Origin of the sequence: Asanoa sp. NPDC049475 (assembly GCF_040676915.1) — a bacterium.
Classification (GTDB): domain Bacteria; phylum Actinomycetota; class Actinomycetes; order Mycobacteriales; family Micromonosporaceae; genus Asanoa.
In genome coordinates this window covers 106,512-127,651 of sequence record NZ_JBFAPY010000003.1, presented here as the reverse complement: position 1 = coordinate 127,651, position 21,140 = coordinate 106,512, and the positions used below count along the sequence as shown (strand labels likewise).

Annotated in this window: 18 protein-coding genes and 1 tRNA gene; 9 read left to right on the top strand and 10 right to left on the bottom strand. The window is 71.4% G+C overall.

The annotated features are described in order from the left end of the window. Positions 1-23 precede the first annotated feature (23 nt). From AB0J88_RS11670 to AB0J88_RS11660, 3 genes are all read right to left on the bottom strand, one after another. Positions 24-344, bottom strand: coding sequence for a hypothetical protein (locus tag AB0J88_RS11670; RefSeq protein WP_364345864.1), 321 nt, complete (start codon positions 342-344; stop codon positions 24-26). Between the two features lie 10 nt (positions 345-354). After that, positions 355-1,116 carry a Bax inhibitor-1/YccA family protein gene (locus AB0J88_RS11665; protein WP_364345866.1) on the bottom strand — a complete coding sequence of 254 codons (762 nt, stop codon included), beginning with the start codon at positions 1,114-1,116 and terminating at the stop codon, positions 355-357. Positions 1,117-1,203: 87 nt separating this feature from the next. Beyond that, positions 1,204-2,004: a Bax inhibitor-1/YccA family protein gene (locus AB0J88_RS11660; protein ID WP_364346133.1), complete on the bottom strand. Its 801-nt coding sequence runs from the start codon at positions 2,002-2,004 to the stop codon at positions 1,204-1,206. A 99-nt stretch (positions 2,005-2,103) separates the two neighbouring features. Between AB0J88_RS11660 and AB0J88_RS11655 the strand changes: the two genes are divergently transcribed. Then, positions 2,104-3,030, top strand: a complete 927-nt coding sequence (locus tag AB0J88_RS11655; protein ID WP_364345868.1) for a sigma-70 family RNA polymerase sigma factor — start codon at positions 2,104-2,106, stop codon at positions 3,028-3,030. Positions 3,031-3,085: 55 nt separating this feature from the next. After that, positions 3,086-3,901: a GNAT family N-acetyltransferase gene (locus tag AB0J88_RS11650; protein ID WP_364345870.1), complete on the top strand. Its 816-nt coding sequence runs from the start codon at positions 3,086-3,088 to the stop codon at positions 3,899-3,901. Between the two features lie 24 nt (positions 3,902-3,925). Here AB0J88_RS11650 and AB0J88_RS11645 read toward each other — a convergent pair. Further along, a tRNA-Leu gene (locus tag AB0J88_RS11645) sits at positions 3,926-4,006 on the bottom strand. Positions 4,007-4,107: 101 nt separating this feature from the next. Here AB0J88_RS11645 and AB0J88_RS11640 point away from each other — a divergent pair. The 3 genes from AB0J88_RS11640 (at position 4,108) to AB0J88_RS11630 (ending at position 7,973) form a co-directional block, all read left to right on the top strand. Then, positions 4,108-5,946, top strand: coding sequence for a hypothetical protein (locus AB0J88_RS11640; protein ID WP_364345872.1), 1,839 nt, complete (start codon positions 4,108-4,110; stop codon positions 5,944-5,946). Next, complete coding sequence (locus tag AB0J88_RS11635) at positions 5,931-6,827, top strand: ABC transporter substrate-binding protein (protein ID WP_364345874.1); 897 nt, start codon at positions 5,931-5,933, stop codon at positions 6,825-6,827. Before AB0J88_RS11640 ends, AB0J88_RS11635 begins: the two co-directional genes overlap by 16 nt. Before the next feature lie 114 nt (positions 6,828-6,941). Further along, positions 6,942-7,973 (top strand): hypothetical protein, encoded by a 1,032-nt coding sequence (locus AB0J88_RS11630; protein ID WP_364345876.1) that lies wholly within the window; start codon positions 6,942-6,944, stop codon positions 7,971-7,973. A 46-nt stretch (positions 7,974-8,019) separates the two neighbouring features. Here AB0J88_RS11630 and AB0J88_RS11625 read toward each other — a convergent pair whose 3' ends face one another. The 3 genes from AB0J88_RS11625 to AB0J88_RS11615 all read right to left on the bottom strand — a co-directional run bounded on the left by AB0J88_RS11625 (position 8,020) and on the right by AB0J88_RS11615 (position 11,238). Further along, positions 8,020-9,282, bottom strand: a complete 1,263-nt coding sequence (locus AB0J88_RS11625) for an acetyl-CoA C-acetyltransferase (protein ID WP_364345878.1) — start codon at positions 9,280-9,282, stop codon at positions 8,020-8,022. 61 nt (positions 9,283-9,343) lie between these two features. Further along, positions 9,344-10,138, bottom strand: coding sequence for an SGNH/GDSL hydrolase family protein (locus AB0J88_RS11620; RefSeq protein WP_364345880.1), 795 nt, complete (start codon positions 10,136-10,138; stop codon positions 9,344-9,346). Further along, entirely contained in the window at positions 10,135-11,238 is a 1,104-nt protein-coding gene (locus tag AB0J88_RS11615) for an SGNH/GDSL hydrolase family protein (RefSeq protein ID WP_364345882.1), read from the bottom strand. Before AB0J88_RS11615 ends, AB0J88_RS11620 begins: the two co-directional genes overlap by 4 nt. A 157-nt stretch (positions 11,239-11,395) precedes the next feature. Here AB0J88_RS11615 and AB0J88_RS11610 point away from each other — a divergent pair, with 157 nt between their 5' ends. From AB0J88_RS11610 to AB0J88_RS11600, 3 genes are all read left to right on the top strand, one after another. Continuing rightward, entirely contained in the window at positions 11,396-11,752 is a 357-nt protein-coding gene (locus tag AB0J88_RS11610) for a YkvA family protein (protein WP_364345884.1), read from the top strand. A gap of 64 nt (positions 11,753-11,816) precedes the next feature. Next, positions 11,817-13,187, top strand: a complete 1,371-nt coding sequence (locus tag AB0J88_RS11605; RefSeq protein ID WP_364345886.1) for a cystathionine beta-synthase — start codon at positions 11,817-11,819, stop codon at positions 13,185-13,187. A gap of 104 nt (positions 13,188-13,291) precedes the next feature. Further along, positions 13,292-14,992 carry a choice-of-anchor A family protein gene (locus tag AB0J88_RS11600; protein ID WP_364345888.1) on the top strand — a complete coding sequence of 567 codons (1,701 nt, stop codon included), beginning with the start codon at positions 13,292-13,294 and terminating at the stop codon, positions 14,990-14,992. Positions 14,993-15,053: 61 nt separating this feature from the next. Here AB0J88_RS11600 and AB0J88_RS11595 read toward each other — a convergent pair whose 3' ends face one another. The 3 genes from AB0J88_RS11595 to AB0J88_RS11585 all read right to left on the bottom strand — a co-directional run bounded on the left by AB0J88_RS11595 (position 15,054) and on the right by AB0J88_RS11585 (position 18,986). Further along, positions 15,054-16,013, bottom strand: a complete 960-nt coding sequence (locus AB0J88_RS11595; protein ID WP_364345890.1) for a trypsin-like peptidase domain-containing protein — start codon at positions 16,011-16,013, stop codon at positions 15,054-15,056. A 44-nt stretch (positions 16,014-16,057) separates the two neighbouring features. Next, positions 16,058-17,818: an aminotransferase class V-fold PLP-dependent enzyme gene (locus AB0J88_RS11590; RefSeq protein WP_364345892.1), complete on the bottom strand. Its 1,761-nt coding sequence runs from the start codon at positions 17,816-17,818 to the stop codon at positions 16,058-16,060. A gap of 640 nt (positions 17,819-18,458) precedes the next feature. Continuing rightward, positions 18,459-18,986 carry a GNAT family N-acetyltransferase gene (locus AB0J88_RS11585; RefSeq protein WP_364345894.1) on the bottom strand — a complete coding sequence of 176 codons (528 nt, stop codon included), beginning with the start codon at positions 18,984-18,986 and terminating at the stop codon, positions 18,459-18,461. A gap of 440 nt (positions 18,987-19,426) precedes the next feature. On the opposite strand from AB0J88_RS11585, the gene AB0J88_RS11580 reads away from it, so the two are divergent. After that, positions 19,427-21,124 (top strand): VWA domain-containing protein, encoded by a 1,698-nt coding sequence (locus tag AB0J88_RS11580; RefSeq protein WP_364345896.1) that lies wholly within the window; start codon positions 19,427-19,429, stop codon positions 21,122-21,124. Positions 21,125-21,140 lie beyond the last annotated feature (16 nt).

Here is a 21,140-nt window from a genome sequence, read left to right as displayed (position 1 = left end):
CACCCTGACCCACGATAAAGGCCCTAGAGCAAGGTGCGGACGTTGGCGACGTCGGTGGCCGCGACGACCAGGATCTCCGGGGCCGGGTCGGCGGCGATGAGGTCGGCGGAGACCACGCGGAGCTGGTCGGGGAGTGAGGCGTCGTTGTCGAGACGCGGCACCTCCTGGCGGACCCGGCCTTCCACGTCGGCGGCGAGGTCGGCGAGGCGCTGGACCAGGTGGTAGACCGCGTCGCCCCGGGTGCCCTCCCCGTTCGCCGCGGGAGCCGCCCACCGCGGCGCTTGCCAGTGCGAGACCTGCCGGGTCAACAGGTCGACGATGCGCCCAAGGTCCTGATCCGTCACGAGCGACAACCTATCGCCGGATGTAGCTCAGCAGGCGGAGGATCTGCCAGTAGAGGTAGATCAGGCCGACCAGCATGCCGAACGCGCAGTACCAGGCGTAGCGGCGCGGCAGGCCGTACCGGACGCCCTGCTCGACGGCGTTGAAGTCGAGGATGAAGGTGAGCGCGCCGACGCCGATGCAGACGACCGCGAAGACGTACGGCACCCACCCGACCTGACCGGACTGGGTGTAGACCTCCAGGCCCTGCCGGCCGCTGACCCAGAACACGATCAGGTTGGCGAAGCCGAGCACGACCACCCCGATCAGCGCGCCGATCACGAACCGGGTGAACCGGGGCGTGGCGCGGATGATCCTGGCCCGGTAGAGCAGGCCCATGCCGAGGAAGACGCCGAGGGTGCCCACCACCGCCTGGATGACGATGCCGGGGTAGAGCTCCTCGAACCCCCGGCTGGCCACCCCGAGCAGCACGCCTTGCAGGATCGCGTACAGGCTGATGACCGCGGGGTTGGTGATCCGCCGGAAGCTGATCACCAGCACGAGGACGAGGCTGGCGATCGAGCCGCCGATGATGCCGAAGCGCAGCGCCGGGCCGCTCTCGATGGTGAACCACGAGACCGCGGCGACGGCCGTGGTCAGCAGGAGCAGGGCGACCGTGCGGACGACCACGTCGTCGACGGTCATCGCGCCGGTGGCCGGCGCCTGGCCGAGCACCTGGCGCTCGGTGCGGGCGGTGTCGTCGAGATGGGTCAGGACCGGGTTGGAACTCTGCATGGCGTACCCCCGGTTCCGACCATAGCGTCCGAAAATGGGAGCGCCCCCGCGTCTTGCGACGTCGGGGGCGCTCCGTTAGGCCAAGGGTCAGTCGTCGCCTTGCAGGAAGCTCAGCAGGCGCAGCACCTCGAGGTAGAGCCAGATGAGGCTGACCAGGATGCCGAACGCGGCGACCCACGAGTAACGCTCGGGCAGGCCCATCCGGACGCCCTCTTCGACCTCGTGGAAGCTGAGCACGAAGCTGAGCGACGCGATCACGATGCAGACGAGGCTGAAGCCGATGCCCAGCGCGCCGTTGTCACGCAGGCCGGTGTTGAAGCCGAACAGCGACAGCAGCAGGTTGATCATGATCACCGCGAAGACGCCGGCCAGCGCCGCCACCATGAACTTGACGAACCGCGGCGTGGCCCGGATGACCTTGGCCTTGTAGAGCATGGCCATCAGGAAGAACACGCCGAAGGTGGCGACCACGGCCTGGAGCACGATGCCCCGGTAGCCCGCGATGTTCTCGTAGAACTCGCTGACCAGGCCCACGAAGACGCCCTCGATCACGGCGTACGTGATGATCAGCGCCGGGTGGGCCATCCGCATGAACGAGATGACCAGGCCCAGGCCCAGCCCGCCGATCAGGGAGACGATCAGAGCCGGGAACACCATCGAGTCAGGGATCGCGTTCCACGCGACCGTGGCCGAGACGCCCACGAGTGCGAGGAGCGCGACAGTCTTGATGACGACGTCGTCGATCGACATCGGTCGTACCGCGGGCGGTGCGGCCGGATAGGCTCCCGCGCCCGCCGGGTACGGCTGGGCGTAGCCAGACTGGCCGGCTGCGCGTTCGCGCTCGGCTGCCTGGCCCAGCCCCGCCAGCACCGGGTTGGACGTCTTCACAGTCACGCCTCCATGAGGGAAGAATTTGGTGCCCAAAGGGTACTGGCAATGCGCGAACAAGTGGAGAATCACGTTCCGGCGACGCGTACCTTGGTCCAAATGCCAGCTACCGACTCTGACCTGGTGCTCGCCGCGCAGGCCGGCGACGTGAGCTCACTGGGTTCGTTGCTCACTCGGCACCGAGCCGGCCAGCTCGCCGTCGCCTACGGCATCCTCGGTGCCGGCCCCGACGCCGAAGACGCGGTGCAGGAGGCGGCGTTGGTCGCGCTAAGGCGGATCGGCGACCTGCGTGACCCGTCGGCGGCCGGCCCCTGGCTGCGCATGATCGTCCGGAACGCGTGCCGGATGCGGCTGCGCGGGCCGATCCCCGCCACCCTGGACGAGCGGCTGGCGCAGACCCTGCCGTCGGCCGAGCCCGACCCGGCTGAGCTGCTCGAACAGCACGCCGCCCGGGACTGGGTATGGCACGCGCTCGACGAGCTCTCCCCGTCGTTGCGGCTGGTCGTCATGCTGCGCCACTTCACGGGCGTCACCTCGTACCAGGACATCGCCGACGCCTGTGGCGTGCCGGTCGGCACCGTCCGCAGCCGGCTCAGCGAGGCCCGCAAGAAGCTGGCCGAGGCCCTCCTGGCCACCGCCGACCACGCGCACGACGACACGACCGCCCGCACCGCGGCCCGCCGCCGGAACGCCGAGGAGACGTTCGCCGCCGCGGATCGCGGTCAGTTCGCCACGGTGCTGGCCGAGGACTGGTCGCCGACGGTCGAGTCGTTCTGGCCGCCGGACATCCAGGCCACCGGCCACGAGTTCCTGCTGCGGGGCATGGACAACGACCTGACCGACGGTGTGGGACACCGGGTGACCAACGTGGTGTCCAGCCGCGACCTCGACATCTGGGAGTTCGACCTGGTCAGCCCGCCGGACGACCCGGCGCACTGCCCGCCGGGAGCGGTCTGGGTGCAGCACCGCGAGGGCGGCCTGGTGCAGCGGACGCGGCTCTTCCACCTGCCGCGCCCGGTCACGTGACGACGGACACCGTGTCGGCGTCGAACTTCGCGACCGATTGCCGCATCTTGGCGGTGTGACCACAGAATTCGTCGCCTCGGTCGAGGGGGCCGAGGCGGAGACGATGTTCGCGTACGAGAGCTCACCGGCACCGGACGTCCGGGAGCGGCTGGGGCTCGCGGCCGCCAGGATCGGGGGCGGGGTGGTGCTGTCCGTGCGCCACGATCCCTCCGGCTACTGGAGCAAGGCACTGGGGTTCGGGTTCACCGAACCCGTGACGCCGGACCTGGTCGATCGGATCATCGGGTTTTACCGGTCAGAGGGCACGCCGAGCGCGGTCATCCAGATCGCGCCCGCGGTGCTTCCTTCCGGCTGGGAGGAGATCAGGCGCGCCTTCGGCCTCGAGCCGGCCGGATCCTGGATCAAGCTCGCGGCGCCCGTCGAGGCGGTCCGGCCTGCCGGGGGCACCCGGCTGCGGGTCGCTCCGGTGGAGGCGGCGGATTTCGACGAATGGGCGCAGGTGCTCCTGCGGGGGTTCGGCATGCCGACCGAGGGCCTGGACCAGATGATCTCGGGGGCGGTGCGGAACCCGGCGTTCCGGCCGTACGGCGTCTGGGACGGGTCCGACCTGGTCGGCGTCGGGAACCTCTTCATCCACGGCTCGGTCGCCGCGCTCAGCGCCGGCACCGTGTTGCCCGACCACCGCAACCAGGGCGCACAGTCGGCGCTGATCACCGCCCGGGCCGAGGCCGCCCGGGCGGCGGGCTGTCGTTGGCTGGTGGCCGAGACCGGGCGGCCCGCGCCGGGCGAGCGCAACCCGTCGCTGGACAACCTGGTGCGCGCCGGCCTGACGGTCCGCTACGCGCGGCAGAACTGGCGCTGGCACGCCTGACATCGTCTGCGTTGGACCTTGCCGTGCCCGGAGCGGGACTCGAACCCGCACGCCTTTCGGCAGCCGCTTTTAAGGCAGCCGTGTCTGCCGTTCCACCACCCGGGCAGCGTCACTCTCACGGTAACCGCCTGTCACGGTAACCGGTTGGCCGCGGCTACGGTGGAGGCGGCACGTGCCACGCCACTTCGCATACTAGGGTCTAGCGCGTGACCAGCACTGCCCGCGCCGCGCAGCAGGCCGACCCCGCCGACCCGCCACCGGCGCCGGGGCGGTTTGCGCGCTGGTCGGTCGACCGGCTCCGGCCACACCTCGCGGACCTGGCCATCTGCATCGGCTTCCTGCTGCTGGCGGCATGGGTCATGCACGGCCTGTGGCCCTCGCCGACCGGCAAGGTGCTCGGCCTCAACCCCGAGGACCAGACGCTCTACGAGTGGTTCCTCGCGGTCGACTCGCGGGTGCTGCACGGCGACTTCTCGCTGATCACCGACCGGTTGAACGCGCCGGACGGGGTCAACCTGATGGCCAACACCACGGTCATCGCGCTCGGGGCGCTGTTCTCGCCGATCACCCTGCTGTTCGGCGCTCCGGTCACGTTCGCGCTGCTGGCCACCCTGACCCTCGGGCTCACCGCGGTCGCGTTCTACCTGCTCTTCCGGCGGGTGCTGCGCACGCACCGGCTCGCCGCGGCCATCGGCGGCGGGTTCTGCGGCTTCGCGCCCGGCATGATCTCCCAGAACAACAGCCACCTCCACATGACCGCGCTGTGGCTGGTGCCGGTGCTGATCTGGGCGGTGGTCAACATCGTCCGCGCCGCCGACCCGGAGGACCCGATCAACGCCGACCGCGAGGGCGGGCGCAACTGGCGCCGCATCGTGGTCTTCGGCGTGGTCCTCGCGCTCACCGTCACGATCCAGGTGTTCATCGGTGAAGAGGTCCTGTTCCTCACCGCGCTCACCCTCGTGATCATGACGCTGGTCTACGTCGGCGCCCGGCCCGCCTTCAGCCGCCGGGCACTCCGCGGTGCCCTGGGCGGCCTAGCGGTCGCGGTCGTGCTCTCGGTCGTGGCGCTGGCGTACCCGTTGTGGTTCCAGTTCAAGGGTCCGCAGAGCGTGCCCAACGGCGTGTTCAGCCCGCACTTCTTCTCGGCCGACCTGGCCAGCTTCAAGACCATCTCGCCGCTGTCGCTGTTCGGCAAGGACGAGAACGCGCGGCTGAGCACCGGCGCGGCCGAATACAACACGTTCCTCGGCTGGCCGCTGATCCTCGTCGCGATCGGCTGCGCGGCCTGGCTGATCCGCCGCCCGCTGGTGCTGGCGTGCACGATCGCCGCGGTCGTGATGGCGGCGCTGTCGCTCGGCCCCGAGGTGGTCGTCAACGGCACGCGCAGCGACATCAGCGGGCCTTATCGGCTGCTCCTCGGCCTCCCGGTCGTCGACGGCGCGCTGCCGATGCGGTTCGCGTTGGCGCTGATCCCGCTGATCGCGACGGTGCTCGTCGTCGCGGTCGACACCGCGCTCAAGATGGAGTGGCAGCCGGGCCGCGTCCTGGTGCCGGTGCTGGTGGCGATCGCCCTGGTGCCGGTCTTCCCGAAGCCGCTGCCGACCGTCGACCGCGCCCCGGTGCCGGAGTTCATCAGCGGCGGTCACTGGCGCGAGTGCGTCTCACCAGGCGGAGTGATGGTGCCGGTCCCGTTGGCGACGCCGAAGGAACCGTGGCCGATGCGCTGGGCCGCGGCGGCCGACGCCGGTTTCGGGATCCCGGAGGGCTTCTTCATCGCGCCGTACGGCGCCAACGGCACGGCGTCGATGGGCACCTTCAAGCAGCCCACCTCACAGCTGATCACACAGGCCGCCACGGAAGGCGTCGTGCCGGGCATCGGCGACTTCCAGCGGGCGCAGGCCAAGGCCGACTTCGCCTTCTGGAAGGCGCAGTGCGTGGTGCTGGCCGACGGCACGGTCAACGAGGCCACCCTGCGCACCACGCTGGAGCAACTGATCGGCCCAGGCACGCGGATCGCCGACGTGACGACGTGGAAGGTCGGCTGACCCTGCGCATCGTCTCGTTGCTCCCGTCCGCGACCGAGATCGTCTACGCCCTTGGGCTGGGCGACGACCTGGTCGGGGTGACCTTCGAGTGCACGGTCCCGGCCGGTTTCAACCCGGCGATAGTGGTCGGGGGCCGGGACACCCGCGACCTGACCCCGGCGGAGATCGACGCGTACGTGCGATCGGCGGCGGAGACCGGCACGGACCTGTACACCCTGCACGCGGACGCCCTGGCCGACCTGAATCCGGACCTGATCCTGACCCAGGACCTGTGCCGCGTCTGCGCCCTGCCGTCGGGCCGGGTCACGGACGCGCTGGACCACCTGGGCTGCCAGTCGGACGTCCTCACGCTGGACCCCCACACGCTGGCCGAGGTGCTCGACTCGATCATCGCGGTCGGCGACCGCGCCTTCGCCGCCGCGGCGGCCGCCACCCTGGTCACCGGACTACGCGGCCGGCTGTCGGCGGTCGCGACCGCGGTGGCCGGGCGGCCCCGCCCGCGCGTCGCGGTGGTGGAGTGGGTGGACCCGCCCTTCGGTGCCGGCCACTGGATCCCCGACCTGGTCACCGCCGCCGGCGGCACCCCCGTCGTGGCCCACCCGGGCGCCCGCTCGACCGCGACCACCTGGGCCGCTTTCCAGGAGGCCCGCCCGGACGTCGTCGTCGTGGCCCCGTGCGGCTACGACGTCGTCGGCGCCGCCCAGCAGGCCCGCGCGATCCTGCCGCATTTCCCGTCGACCCCGGTCTGGGCCGTCGACGCCGACGCGTTGATCGTCCGTGCCGGCCCCCGCCTGGTTGACGGTGTCGAGGCCCTGGCCGCGATCCTGCACACGGACGCCGTGGGACAACCACCGCCCGGCCGGATCACCCGCGTCGGATAGCCGGCTGTCTGGAATCACCGCATCCATCACCATCGTTCCGCCAGGTGAAACACGTTCGTCGATGCGTGCGCTATTGGGGGTACCGGCTCAACTCCACGACCCCCTGGAGGAACGTTGAGACCTACGATCCGGATCGCCGCGCGTATCGGTGCGGTGGCCCTCGTCGCTGTCGGCCTGCTCGGCACCCCCGCGCAGGCCAACCCGTCCGCGTCGGACCGCGGGGAGGACGCCCGCGTGCTCGCCTATTGGACCCCCGCGCGGATCGCCCACGCGAAGGTCCGCGACTACGTCCGCACCGACGCCGGGAAGATGGTTCCGAACGCCAAGCCCCCATCCGGCGGCGCGGTCACGGGCGCCTCGTGGCCCAACGGCGGCGCGATCCAGCAGCGCTCGGGCAGAATCCTGTTCTCCTCCGGCGGCTCCGACTGGATCTGTTCCGGCAGCGTCGTCAACGACGGCTCGACCAGCAACGGCTACTCGATCGTCCTGACGGCCGGGCACTGTGTCTTCGACGGTGCCGAAGGCTGGTCCTACAACTTCCTGTACCTGCCGAACTTCGACGCCCAACCGAGCTACGACTGCGCCACCCGGACGGACGGCTGCTGGCGGGCGAACCTGCTCAGCGCCCACGACGACTTCGTCCCGAGCGGATTCGGGTCGAACGCGACCGTGCGCGTCGACTACGGCTTCGCCCGGGTCGGACTCCGGATCGCCGGAAGCGGCACCGCCGAGCTCGATGCCGCCACCGGCGGCTACGGCCTGAACACCACGGCTGTCGCCAACAGCGTCTCGAAGTGGGCGTTCGGGTATCCCGCGGAAGGCAAGTACAAGGGCAACGACCTCGTGTACTGCACCGGCCCGACGATCGACGATCCGAACGGTGCCGCGACCTGGGGCGTCGCCTGCAACATGAACGGCGGATCTTCGGGCGGCCCGTGGATCTACGGCACCACCAACCCGGCCGTCTACACCACGGCGACGCTGCTGACGTCCGTGAACTCGTACGGCTACTCGGGCCTGACGTACATGTTCGGTCCGAAGTTCAACAGCGAGACCCAAACGGTCTTCACCTCGACCACGTCCGGCACCGCATCACCCGGTGTCAGCGTGGTCTGTGCCGTGGGAACCTCGGCACCGAACTGCTAGGCACGTGCGCCCCGTCGGCCGTTGGGCCGACGGGGCACGCACGCGGTCAGCTGAGCCGCTCCAGAACCATCGCCATGCCCTGGCCGCCGCCGACGCACATCGTCTCCAGGCCGATGGTCTTGTCGTTCCAGTCCAGGGAGTTGATCAAAGTGCCGGTGATGCGGGCGCCGGTCATGCCGAAGGGGTGGCCCACCGCGATCGCTCCGCCCATCACGTTGAGCTTGTCGATCGGGATGCCCAGGTCCTGGTAGGACGGGATGACCTGGGCCGCGAACGCCTCGTTGATCTCGACCAGGTCGACGTCGTCGATGGTCATGCCCGCCCGCTTCAGCGCCTGCAGCGACGCGCCGACCGGGCCGAGGCCCATGATCTCCGGGGACAGGGCGGTGACGCCGGTCGAGACGATGCGGGCCAGCGGCGTGATGCCGAGGTCGCGGGCGCGGCCCGCGCTCATCACGATGACCGCGGCGGCGCCGTCGTTGAGGGGGCAGCAGTTGCCGGCGGTGATGCGGCCGTCGGGGCGGAAGACCGGCTTGAGGCCCGCCACGCCTTCGAGGGTGACACCGGCCCGCGGGCCGTCGTCCTGCGACACCACCGTGCCGCTCGGCGTCGTCACCGGGGTGATCTCGCGTGCCCAGAACCCGTCGGCGATAGCCTTCTCCGCGAGGTTCTGGCTGCGTACGCCGAACTCGTCCATCTCCTCGCGGCTCACGCCCTTGACCTGGGCCAGGTTCTCGGCCGTCTGGCCCATCGCGAGGTAGATGTCGGGCAGCTCGCCGTCCTGGCGGGGGTCGTGCCAGACCTCGCCACCGCCGGCCGCGCGCTGCTTCGAGCGCACGCGGGCCGGGGCGAAGCGCGCGTTCTCCCACGGGCCGCCGACGAGCTCCTGCGCCTCGGGCGGCAGCGAGTCGGACGAGCCGCGGGCGAACCGCGACACGCACTCGACGCCGGCCGAGATGAACACGTCGCCCTCGCCGGCGCGGATCGCGTGGAAGGCCATCCGGGTCGTCTGGAGCGACGACGAGCAGTAGCGGGTGATCGTGGCACCCGGCAGCCCGTCGAGGTCGAGCATGGTGGCGACCACCCGCGCCATGTTGAAGCCCTGCTCGCCGCCGGGCAGGCCACAACCGAGGTAGAGGTCGTCGATCGTGGTCGGGTCGAGCTCGGGCACCTTGTCGAGCGCCGCGCGCACGATGGTGGCCGTCAGGTCGTCGGCCCGCAGCTCCCGCAGCGACCCTTTGACGGCCCGACCGATGGGCGAACGAGCGGTGGCGACGATGACAGCGTCGCGGTCAGACTGGATGGCCATGTCCCACGTTAACCCGACGCACGCCGAGCGTGAGGATGTGATTCCTCTCAATCGCGTGGGGTCAGGGAGCGGCTGACCGACCCAGCCCGGCCAGCGCGGACACGGCCGGGAGCAGGGCGTGGGCCCAAACCCGGTAGCCGTCGGCCGACGGATGGAAACCGTCGAAGCACAGCGTGCCCGCGTCGGCCCGGAACACCGCGCCCGTCTCCGCGCCGAGGTCGACCACGGCCCCACCGGCGGCTCGGACCGCCCGGCCCTGCGCCGCCGCGGTCTGGCGGCCCCACCAGCCGGCGATCTCGCGCAGCGGCTGTTCGATAGCGCGGGCCGCGCCCAGGTCGGGGCAGGTGCCGACGACGACCTCGACACCGGCGTCGCGCAGCCGGCGCACCGCGGCCGCCAGGTAAGCGGCCGACTCGCCGGGCCGGCGCAGCGCGGTCGCGTCGTTGGCGCCGATCAGGATGACGGCCAGGTCGGGCCGTTCGCCGAGCAGCGCCCGGGCCACCTGGGTGGTGAGGTCCGTGGAGCGCGAGCCGGAGACGCCGACGGACGACAGGTGCACGCGCACCCCGGCGTCGTCGGCCAGCAGCCGGGCGAGCTGGCCGCCGACCGTGTCGCCGACGTCGTCGACGCCGACACCGAGCGATGTGGAGTCGCCGAGCAGCACCAGCCGCACCTCGGGGGCGCCTTCGCGGCCCACGGAGGTGCGCAGGGCCAGTCCGAGCTGCGGCTGCGCGTAGCGGCGGTTGCGGGCGGCGACGAACTCGCCGGCCAGCAATGCGGTGCCGGCGAGGCCGCTGGCCAGCAGCGTCATGGCGGCCGTGCGGCCCAACCGGCCGACCAGACCGCGAGACGTCATGCCAACTCCTCCACCGTGGACGGCTCCGCGTCGTCGCGTGCCGGCTCCAAGGGTAACGTCGGCGCGGCTCCGCGGAAGTTCCCGAACAGGCGACGGGCACCGCGCGGGCCGGGGCCGAACCACGCGGCCGGGCGATGGCGCAGCTGCGCCCACCGTCCGGCGGGGCCGCGGTCACGGCCCGCGACCTGCGTGCCGCTGACTTCGGTGCCGGGCTGGCGAGCGGCTTCCTGTGCCGCCTGCGGCAGCGAGCGCACACCTTCGCCGGCCGTGAGCGCGACTCGCTCCTCGGGCGCTCCGAGCGCGGCCAGCACGCTGGGCAGCATCGCCGCGGCGGCCAGTGCGTAGCCGTCGGCGGACGGGTGGAACCGGTCGAGGCCGAACATCCGTGCCGGCTCGGCCGCGAACCGGGGACCGAGCAGGTCACCGAGGGAGACCGTCCACGCGCCGGCCTCGACGCTGGCGACGGTCTGCGCGGCGGCGAGCTGGCGGCTCCACCGGCCGGCGAGCCAGCGCAGCGGCGGCTGGATGGGCTGGATGGTGCCCAGGTCGGGGCAGGTGCCGACGATCACCCGGGCGCCGGCCGCGCGGAACTTGCGGACGGCGTTGACCAGATGCCGCACCGCGATGTGGGTGCTGGTGCGGTGCGTGACGTCGTTGCCACCAATGATGATCACGGCGACGTCGGGGTGTGGCGTGCGCTCGAGGGCGGCCTCGACCTGGTGCGGCAGGCCCGCCGACAGGGCGCCGACCACGGCGTGCCGGTGCAGCCGGACCGGGCGCTGGAGGCGGCGGGAGACGCCGGTCGCGAGCAGGGCGCCGGGTGTCTCGCGGGGCTTGTGCACCCCGTAGCCCGCGGCCGACGAGTCGCCGACGACCACCATCTCGATCGGGGGACCCGGGAACCGGGTGCCGTAGACGCCGTCACCGCGCGGCGGCGGCTCCTGGGCCTGCGGGATGCGCCGGCGGGCCTGCTCGGCCTGCCCGACGATGAGCGCGGCTCCCGCCACCGCTCCGAACGCCGTCACGCCCGCTCCGACGGCCGTGAACCGCGCGACCGTCCGGGCGGCGGTGCGCCAGGCCGGTGCCTCGGCTGCCCCCATTGGCTGTGCCCCCCATGTTTCGCTTCCCGGCTACGAGGCTAACGCCGCTGCGCCCAAAAAGTGCTCCACGCTCCATGGGGTGTTTCGCGGATCAAACCTCGCGGCGGTTCAGGGTGGCGCGTTCTGGGCATCATGGTGCGGAGGAGGTCGATAGCCGATGGCGAAGACGTTGAAGCGCACCGCGGCGTTCGTCGCACTGGGCAAGGCGTTGACCGCCGGTGCCCGCGGTGGTCCTGGTCTGGGCAAGCGCCTGGCGGCCCTGCCCCGGATGATCAAGGCAACCTCGTCCGGTGAGTACGACGGTGGCCTGCGCCTGGCCCTAATGACCGCCGCGACGATCTACGTGGTCTCCCCGCTCGACTTCGTGCCGGAAGCCTTCCTCGCGGTGTTCGGGCTGGTCGACGACGTGGTGATGGTGACGTGGCTGGCCGGCACCGTGCTCGCCGAGACCGACCGCTTCCTGGCCTGGGAGGCCCGCCGGAACGCGGTCATACCCGGCACCGTGCTGGGCTGACCAGCGCACGTAGGCTGGGATCGACCCGCCGACCCGGCGGGGCGGACCAGAAGGGCACAACGCCGTGCGCTACTACGACAACGTCGTCGACCTCATCGGTAACACGCCGCTCGTCCGGTTGCGCACCGTCGCCGCCGGCATCGACGCGACTGTGCTGGCGAAGGTCGAATACTTCAACCCCGGTGGCTCGGTCAAGGACCGCATCGCGCTGCGGATGGTCGAGGCCGCCGAGAAGGCCGGCCTGCTCCAGGCCGGCGGCACGATCGTGGAGCCGACCAGTGGCAACACGGGGGTGGGGCTGGCCCTGGTCGCCCAGCTCAAGGGTTACCGCTGCGTCTTCGTCTGCCCGGACAAGGTCAGCGAGGACAAGCGTGACGTGCTGCGCGCGTACGGCGCCGAGGTGGTGGTCTGCCCGACCGCCGTCGCGCCGGAGGACCCGCGGTCGTACTACAACGTCTCGGACCGGCTCGCCGCCGAGATCCCGGGCGCCTGGAAGCCCAACCAGTACGCCAACAAGGAGAACCCGCGCTCGCACTACGAGACGACGGGTCCCGAGGTGTGGGAGCAGACCGCCGGCCGGGTGACCCACTTCGTGGCGGGCGTCGGCACCGGCGGCACGATCTCCGGCGTCGGCCGCTACCTCAAGGAGGTCTCCGGCGGCGCCGTCAAGGTGATCGGCGCCGACCCGGAGGGCTCGGTCTACTCTGGCGGCACCGGCCGGCCGTACCTGGTCGAAGGCGTCGGCGAGGACTTCTGGCCGGAGACCTACGACCGGGAGATCTGCGACGAGATCGTGGAGGTCTCCGACAAGACCTCGTTCGACATCACCCGCCGGCTCGCCCGCGAGGAGGGCCTGCTGGTCGGCGGCTCGTGCGGCATGGCGGTCGCGGCCGCGCTCGAGGTGGCGCACCGCGCCGGCCCGGACGACGTGATCGTGGTGCTGCTGCCCGACGGCGGCCGGGGCTACCTGTCGAAGATCTTCAACGACGAGTGGATGGCCCGGTACGGCTTCCTGGCCACCGGCGGCGCCGAGCCGACCGTGCGGGACGTGCTGGCCGGCAAGAGCGGCGAGATGCCGGAGCTCGTGCACGTGCACCCGACCGACCCGGTCCGCGAGGCGATCGACCGGATGCGGGAGTACGGCGTGTCGCAGGTGCCCGTGCTCAAGGCGGAGCCCCCGGTGGTGACCGGCGAGGTGGCCGGCTCGATCGTCGAGAAGGAGCTGCTGGACGCGCTGTTCACCGGCCAGGCCCACCTGCACGACATGGTCGAGAAGCACATGCACTCGCCCCTGCCGATGATCGGTGGCGGCCAGCCGGTCAGCGAGGCCGTGGCGCTCATGGAGAAGTCCGATGCCGCACTCGTGCTGATCGACGGCAAGCCCAAGGGCGTGATCACCCGGCAGGACCTGCTGGCCCACCTGGGTTCGCGCTGAATTTTCTTCCGATAATGGCCAGTTAAGGCAAAACGCGAACTCTGTCCCATTCGCGGTGAATACTACCTCTTGGAGGTTTATTCGCTTCGGGGGGCGGTTTACGCATGGCCAGGAAAGCCAGATGGTTGGCCGCGACGGCGGTGGGAGCCGTCGCGGCCGGCGCTTCGCTGTGGATGTTGACGCCGGCGTCCGCGACCGGTCCGGTCAACCCGGTCGAAGGCGGGCTCGGCTTCCTCGTGCTCGTCGAACGCGACGCGACGCTGACCGGCACCGAGAGCGAAGGCCCGGTCGCCATCGGCGGAGACCTCACGTTCGGCTCGGCGTACCGCATCGCGACGGAGCGCAACGCGCGGGTCGGCAGCGGCGACAGCCCACTGGTGATCGGTGGCCGGGCGCTGATCGGCGCGCCGAAGGTGGTCGACGCCAAGGTCTTCGGCGCGTCCGGCAAGGACGACGGCGCTTCCGTGGTGCTGCGCGGCGCGGACGCGGCGACTCCCGTCCCCGGCGCCCGCAAGGCCAGCCTCGACGTGCAGCAGTCGCTCGACTTCCCCGGTGTGTTCGCCGCGTTCCGCGAACGGTCGCAGCAGTTCGGCACCTGCGCCGAGACGGTGAAGCTGCGCAACTCCGGCGGCGGTGTCCTGGACCGCCCGGTCAGCACGCCGGGCACCCGGGCGTACGTGTCGCTCACGCCGAACCAGACCAACGTGCTGAACCTGACCGGCGCCGAGTTCAACAACCTGTCCGACCTGACCTTCAACACGCAGCCCAGCGCCGAGACGCCGCTGCTGGTCAACGTCGGCACGGGTGCCGACTACGAGTGGCGCACCGCGAACTTCGCCGGGATCAGTGACGAGCAGGCGCCGTACATCCTGATGAACTTCCCGGACGCCACCAGCATCACGCAGGTTGGCGCCGACACCGCGGAAGGCACCATTTACGCGCCGAACGCGGCCTTCACCGACGTCAACTCCGCCAACAACGAAGGGAACGTCGTGGTACGCAGCTACACGCACGGCACGCCAGCGGCCAACGGCGGCGAGACGCACGACCTGCCGTTCAACACGACGGTGCAGTGCGGTGCGGCGACATCCCGCACGGCCGCGACCGCGCCGCCGGCGACCACCGAGCCGGTCGCCGCAGCACCGACGCGATCGGCTAGGACCGTTCCGGTCCGGACCTGGTCACCGACGCCCAGCGCCACCGCCTCGTTCGTGGAGCCGCCCAGCATCGGCGAGATCCCGACCGATCCGGCAGTGCCGACAGACCAGCCCGGCCCGACCGATCCGGCGCCGATGGACAGCAAGCTGCCGTGGGTATGGCCGACGGACCCACGGTTCCTGCCGCCGTCCGAGCCGGCCCCCTCGGCGGTGGAACCCACGGAGCCGGCCACCCAGGAGCTTCCGGTGGTGCCGGCCGAGACTCCCGCACAGGCGGGCGAGGCGCCCGTGCTGCCCGGCGAGCCGGTGCCCAGTGACGAGCCCGCGGCAAACGGCGACCCGGCCGACGACGCCGGCGCGGTGGAACCGGGGGACGACAACCTGCCGTACTTCCCGAGCGCCGACGCGACGAGCCCGGCGGCCACCCCGTCCGGACCGACCGCCACGCCGTCGGGCAGCACGGAGCCCGCGGTGGTCGCCAACTACGGACCGCTGCCCGGCCAGGGTGGCGCGGAGGGCGGCGAGGAGCTGACCCGCCCGTCGACCGTCCGCCTGGTGATCGCCGGCCTGTCGATCCTGGTGGTCAGCGCCGCGCTGCTGCTCCTCGGCCGCCGCCGCAAGAGCCGCCACCGCCGCCACGCCCTGTAGAACCCGGCACCACCCGGCCGAGCCGGCTCCCCTTCGGCAGGGGGAGCCGGCTCGACCACGTCTAGCGGGTGCTGAGCTCGGCGGGGACGGTCACGACGTCCACGTACGCGCCGCGGCGCAGCAGGGTCACCGGCAGGCGGTTGCCGATCGCCGGGCCGAGCATCAGGCGCTGTAGGGCCTGCACGTTCTGGATCTGCTGGCCGCCCGCGGTCAGCAGGATGTCGCCCAGGTAGATCCCGGCGACCCCGGCCGGGCTGCCCGGCACGACCTCGACCACCCGCAGCCCGCTGCGCTGCCCGGAGCGCTGCGTGACCTGGGGTGGCAACGGCACCGGCACACCGGCGACGCCGAGCCAGGCACGGCGTACGCGGCCGTCCTGGATCAGGTCTCCGATGATCTGCCGGGTGTTGCGGTTGATCGGCACCGCGAGACCGAGCCCGTAGCCCGCCACCGCGGTGTTGATGCCGATCACCTGGCCGGAGGAGTCGACCAGCGCGCCACCGGAGTTGCCCGGGTTCAGCGCCGCGTCGGTCTGGATCACGTCGTCGATCAGCCGGATGGCGCGCCCGTCGCGGGCCGGCAGCGACCGCCCGAGGCCGGAGACGACGCCCGCGGTGACCGAGCCGGCCAGGCCCATCGGGTTGCCGACGGCCACGACGAGCTGGCCGATCCGCAGCCGGTCGGCGTCGCCCAGTGGGGCCGGGCGGGCGCCCGGGTTGCGCACGCGGAGCACGGCGAGGTCGGAGAGGGGGTCGCGGCCTACGACGTCGAAGCCGGCCTCGGCGCCGTCGCCGAAGGTCGCGGTGCCGCCGGACGCGCCCTCGACCACGTGGGCGCTGGTGAGCAGAAAACCGTCGTCGGTGAAGGTCACCGCGGAACCCGCCCCGGCGCCCCGGCTGGTGCGCACCGCCACGGCGGCCACGCTGGGCAGGATCTGTGCGGCGACCGTCGTGACGACCTGGGAGTAGGCGTCGAGCGCGGCGCCCTCGTCGCGCTCCGGTTCGGTCCGTTCGGTATCCACGCCATCCACAACACGGCTCGGCCCGCCGGGATTGCGGTATTCGCTCAGAGCGAAAGGGGCGCGGGAGCGGGTTCGATCGGCTCCAGGCAGACGGCGGGCAGGTCGAACCAGCGCAGCGCTTCGAAGCCGGGTGAGACGGCGGAACCGGCGTCCCCCTCGACGCAGCCGCTGCCGTCGTACCCGTTGAAGATCGTCCTGGCCTCGGCCAGGTAGCCCGGCAGCGCCTCCTCGGTGGCCCGTTCGACGGGCACCGCGTCGGCCCACCGCACCCCGGCGGCGTCGAAGGTGAGCCCGGTCAGGCGCAACGCCGGCTCGGCCAGGCCCAGACGATGGCGCCAGAGCCCGGTGTGCGGGTCGAAGCGGTAGTCCGGCAGCAGCTTCCAGCCGTCGCGGGCGACCAGGTCGACGGCCTCGACGATGTAGCGGCAGACCGCGTCGGTGAGGAAGTAGTTGAAGCTGACCCGCACCCAGCCCGGCTTGATCCCCGCGCAGCCGGCCATCACCTCGCGCTCGAACCGGTGGGAGTGCTCGAGGTCGATGCCGAGCAGCCGATGGCCGTACGGGCCGGCACACGAGCAGCCTCCCCGGGACTGGATGCCGAACAGGTCGTTGAGCAGCGCCACGACGAAGTTGTGGTGGAGGAAACGACCACCCGGCCGGCGTACGACGAAAGACAGGATCGAGAGCCGGTCGGCGCGCGGGTTGCCGAGCACCTCGATCGCCGGGTTCACCGCCCACGCGTCCGTCGCGGTCCGCCGGAACCGCTCCTCCTGCTCGTGGATCACCTCGGTGCCGACGGCCCGCTTGAGCGCGAACACCAGACCGGCCCGGATCGACTCGACGATCGCCGGCGTGCCGCCCTCCTCCCGGTGGGTCGGGTCGCTCAGGTAGTGGTGCTCGACCGCGTTGACATAGTCGACGGTGCCGCCGCCGGGCACGGTCGGCACCCGGTTGAGCAGGAGGTGTCGGCGCACCACCAGCACGCCCGGTGTGCCCGGCCCACCGACGAGCTTGTGCGGCGACAGGAAGATGGCGTCCTTGCCGGCCATGTCGATGTCCACGTACGGCCCGGCGGCGGCGTAGTCCCAGCAGGCCAGGGCGCCGTGCTCGTGCAGCAGGGCGGAGATCGTGGCGGCGTCGGTCAGGATGCCGGTGACGTTGGAGGCGGCCGAGAACGACCCGATCTTGAGTGACCGGTCGGCGTACCGGGCCAGCGCTTCGGCCAGCGCCGCGCAGTCCACGTGCCCGTCGGCGTCCTCGGGCACGACCACCACGTCGGCGATCGACTCCCGCCAGGGCAGCTCGTTGGAATGGTGCTCGTAGGGGCCGATGAACACGACGGGGCGCTGCTCGGGAGGGATCTTGTCCTTCAGGGCGTAGGCGTCGTCGAGCTCGGCCGGCAGCCGGATGCCGAGAATCCGGACCAGCTTGTCGATCGCGCCGGTGGCGCCTGAGCCGGCGAAGATCACCACGGTGTCGGCGTCCCCGCCGACCGCCTCGCGGATGATCGCCCGGGCGTCCTCGCGGAGCCGGGTGGTCTGCCGTCCGGTGCCGGACGACTCGGTGTGGGTGTTGGCGTAGCGGGGCAGCACCTCGGCGCGGAGGAAGTCCTCGATGAAGTCCAGGGATCGGCCCGAGGCGGTGTAGTCGGCATAGGTCACCCGGCGGGGACCATATGGCCCCCACATCACCTGGTCATCGCCGATGACGCCCTCGCGAATCAGGCGCAGCAGCGGCGGCTCCCCTTCCTCGGGTTTTGCGCCGACCGGAGGTCCAGGTGCCATGGGCGGCTCTGCCCTGCTCATGGGGTCATTATGTGAGCGCGCTACGGGTTTCGGACGCGATTGTCGGGGACCCGCTAGTCCTTACAAACCGGATTATTCCGGGAAGTCGCACAGACTGTCCGATTGCGGGCGACCGCGAGACGGTTCCATATGCGTACGGCGGCCGGCGGGCCGCCGCGAACAAGGGGGACCGATGGTCAGCGTCGACCATACCGTGCGGACCACCTCGGCCCGCGAAACCGCGCCGGACGATGTTGTCGACCGGCTCCTCTGGCAAGACGCCTGGGACATGCTCGGGCGGCACGCACGACCCGGCCGCGACGGTGGCTGCGACGGATGCGGTGGGGCCTGGCCCTGCCACTCCCGGCGCGTCGCCGAGCACGCCCTGGCGGCATCCCGTCGCTCATGGCGTGAAGGCTGGACAGCCCGGCACGACCTCAACAGCGTCCGTGCGAGCCGGCTGTCAGCTAACTGAAGACCTCAACCCCAGCGGTGACCGCCGCGTGCTCCGCCAGCACAGCGGCATTCCCGCGAACACCCATCCGCGGTCCGGACCGACTAGCCTCCGTCGGTCACGATGCCTCCGGCCAGGCATCACCGGTCAACGGTTGGGTACGGCGGGCGAGGGTGCGTGACCAATCGGTTCCCCCGCATATCTAGGTCACGCACTCTCGCCCAGCCAATTCCGCCGTTCGTAGCGGAGTTGGCGGGTGGGAGCCGCGCCCATCATTTCCTCGCGTTCGCGGCCGTCGGGCCGCCAGCCACCGCGCTCGTAGAAGCGCCGGGCGTGCGTGTTGCCTTCGAGCACCCAGAGCACGACCCGCTCCCAGCCCCGGTGGCTCATCGCCTCCAGCGCGTCGACCATCAGCGCACGCCCGATCCCGCGCCCCTGCGCCGCCGGGTCGAGGTGGATCGCGTACAACTGGCCGACGTCGGGTTCGTGGTATTCCTCCGGCCCGACATAGCTGAAGCCGACGAGTCGGCCGTCGTCGACCGCCATCGTCAGCCGGTGCGTGTCGGACTCGTAGGCGAATCTTTCTCGCCACCACGCGGTGAGCGATTCCGGGGAGAGCGCGCTGAGCCCGGCAAGGGGCACGAAATCGCGATAGGCGGCAATGCGGGAGTTGTAATGGAGTGCACCGATGTCGTCGATGTCGGCGGCCTGTGCGGGTCGTAGCGAGAGCGTCACGGAAATGGCTCCAGAACGGCTGTCAGCCGATTGTCTGATCGGATCGAACCAGGTCGTCCGTACGGATCGCCTTCAATCCTAGGTATTCGCCCGACGATGCCCCCGGAAAGGTTCGACCCCCGGGGACGACCGTGCGAACACGGGCCGGCTGGACTGGGCCGGCGCCCCGGGGGTCGGGTGGCTGCTTGAGTTTCGCCGCACCGCTGCCACACGGTCTCGACGAACGAAAACTGTCAAGGACAGCGGCTAGCGGGCAGCCACCTCACGAGTCCCAGTGCTATACAAAGCTGGACCACCTCCTTTCCCGTGTATCGCCACGCTATCCACGCGACGAGGTGCCGAGCAACGGTTTTTTCTGGGTCATATGCCACTTTTGGCGCGAGTGCAGAGATCGAATTTCGGGGCAGCATCCGCGGAACCGACCGTTTTGGGGGACGGTCGTGGCCAGTCGAGGGGGATCGTTCGACGTGATCGGCAAGCACGCGGCCCGCGGAGGGGCGGCCCGCTGGACGGTGCTCACCTTGCTGCTGCTCGGGCTGCCGGCCCTGGTCGTCGGCGGCATCATCCTCGTCCGCAGTGACGGCTGGTCGGCGCTGTCGTCCGGCGACCCGGCCTGCGAGCGGAAGCTCAAGGTGGTCACGGCCTCGTCGTTCGCGCCTGTGCTCGCCGCCATGGCCCCCGAGCTCGGCAAGGCCGACAAGTGCGTGCGGATGGACATCGTGGTCGCCGACGGCCGAGCCGCGTCCGACACGGTCCGCCAGACCGGCGCCGACCTCTGGATCCCTGACGACACCTCGTGGGTCGGCACCGCGCCCGACCTCGACCTGGTCCGGCTCGGTCCGGAGAACACGGTCGGTGCCGGCGGCGCCGGCACCGTGGTCGCCGAAAGCCCGATCTACATGGTCACCGACGCGGCGACCGCGACGAAGCTGCGCGCCGCCGGCGACTCCTGGCTTGCCCTGGCCACCCTCCTCGACACCGACCCCGACGTGAAGCTGGCCGTACGCGAGCCCGGCACCTCCGGCGACGGCATGGTCGGCGCCGGCTCGATGGCGGAGACCGTCTGGGAGGGGCAGGGGATGGACGCGTCGGCCCAGGTGCTGTCCCGGGCGTACCTCAAGACCCGCACCGTGCGCGGCGGCGCGGTCGCGCTGCCCCAGAGGCCGGGCGAGGTCGGCCTGGTCGCGGAGTACGCGCTCGTGCCGCAGCTCGGCAAGCTCGACCGCGATCGGGCTGTGCTCGCCGGCAAGGACTGGCGGGTGGCCCTGCGCTACACCTGGTTCCCGACCAAGGCGGCGCTGGCCGACGAGGACCGCGCGGCCGCCCTCGGCCGGCTGCTCGACGCTCTGGAGTCGGCCGCCGGGGACGAAGCGATCACCGCCACCGGCCTGCGGCCCCCGTCGTCCGACGAGCCGCCGCCGGGCGCCGGCCAGCTCCCGTCGCTGGCCGCCAAGGCGATGCCGTTCCTCGGCGCGCACCACGTCGACCACGTGCTGGCCACCTGGTACGCCGAGGACCGCCAGACCGACCTGTTGGTGGTCGTCGACGTCTCGGGCTCGATGGACGACCCGGCGCCGGGTTCCGACCGGTCGCTGATCCAGCTCGTCGCGCAGGGGTGCGAGGAGCTGGAGAACCTGCTGCCCGACGACAGCCGCATCGGCCTCTGGGAGTTCGGCGACCAGCTCGACCCGCCGCGCGACTACCGCGAGGTGTTGCCCGCCGAGTCGTTGACCGAGTCGCACCGGCAGGCGACGACCGAGGCCTGCGGGCAGCTCAAGACCCGGTCCGGGGGCACCGGGTTGTACGAGACGATCCTCGCCGCGTACAAGAGCGCCCAGAATGACGCTCGTAAGGACGTACCCAACCGGGTCGTGATCTTCACCGACGGCCGCAACCAGGATGCCGACTCGCGGCTGACCCTCTCGGCGCTGACGGCGGACCTGCGTGCGGCGGCCGACCCCGAGCGCCCGGTGAGCCTGAGCGTGGTGGTGTTCGGCGACGCCGCCGCGACCAAGGAGTCGTCGGCGGCCCTGGAGAAGGCGCTCGAGCCGGCCGAGGGATACGTCGACACGCTGGCGACGGCCAACGAGGTGTCGGCGGTGTTCATCCACGTAGCGGCGGGCGGCCTGCACGGTTGAGCGAGCTTTTGAGAGC

Coding starts and splice junctions, on each gene's coding strand:
- AB0J88_RS11665 (WP_364345866.1), bottom strand. CDS start 1,116: ATGCAGAGTTCCAACCCGGTCCTGACCCATCTCGACGACACCGCCCGC.
- AB0J88_RS11655 (WP_364345868.1), top strand. CDS start 2,104: ATGCCAGCTACCGACTCTGACCTGGTGCTCGCCGCGCAGGCCGGCGAC.
- AB0J88_RS11625 (WP_364345878.1), bottom strand. CDS start 9,282: ATGGCCATCCAGTCTGACCGCGACGCTGTCATCGTCGCCACCGCTCGT.
- AB0J88_RS11620 (WP_364345880.1), bottom strand. CDS start 10,138: ATGACGTCTCGCGGTCTGGTCGGCCGGTTGGGCCGCACGGCCGCCATG.
- AB0J88_RS11615 (WP_364345882.1), bottom strand. CDS start 11,238: ATGGGGGCAGCCGAGGCACCGGCCTGGCGCACCGCCGCCCGGACGGTC.
- AB0J88_RS11610 (WP_364345884.1), top strand. CDS start 11,396: ATGGCGAAGACGTTGAAGCGCACCGCGGCGTTCGTCGCACTGGGCAAG.
- AB0J88_RS11600 (WP_364345888.1), top strand. CDS start 13,292: ATGGCCAGGAAAGCCAGATGGTTGGCCGCGACGGCGGTGGGAGCCGTC.
- AB0J88_RS11590 (WP_364345892.1), bottom strand. CDS start 17,818: ATGAGCAGGGCAGAGCCGCCCATGGCACCTGGACCTCCGGTCGGCGCA.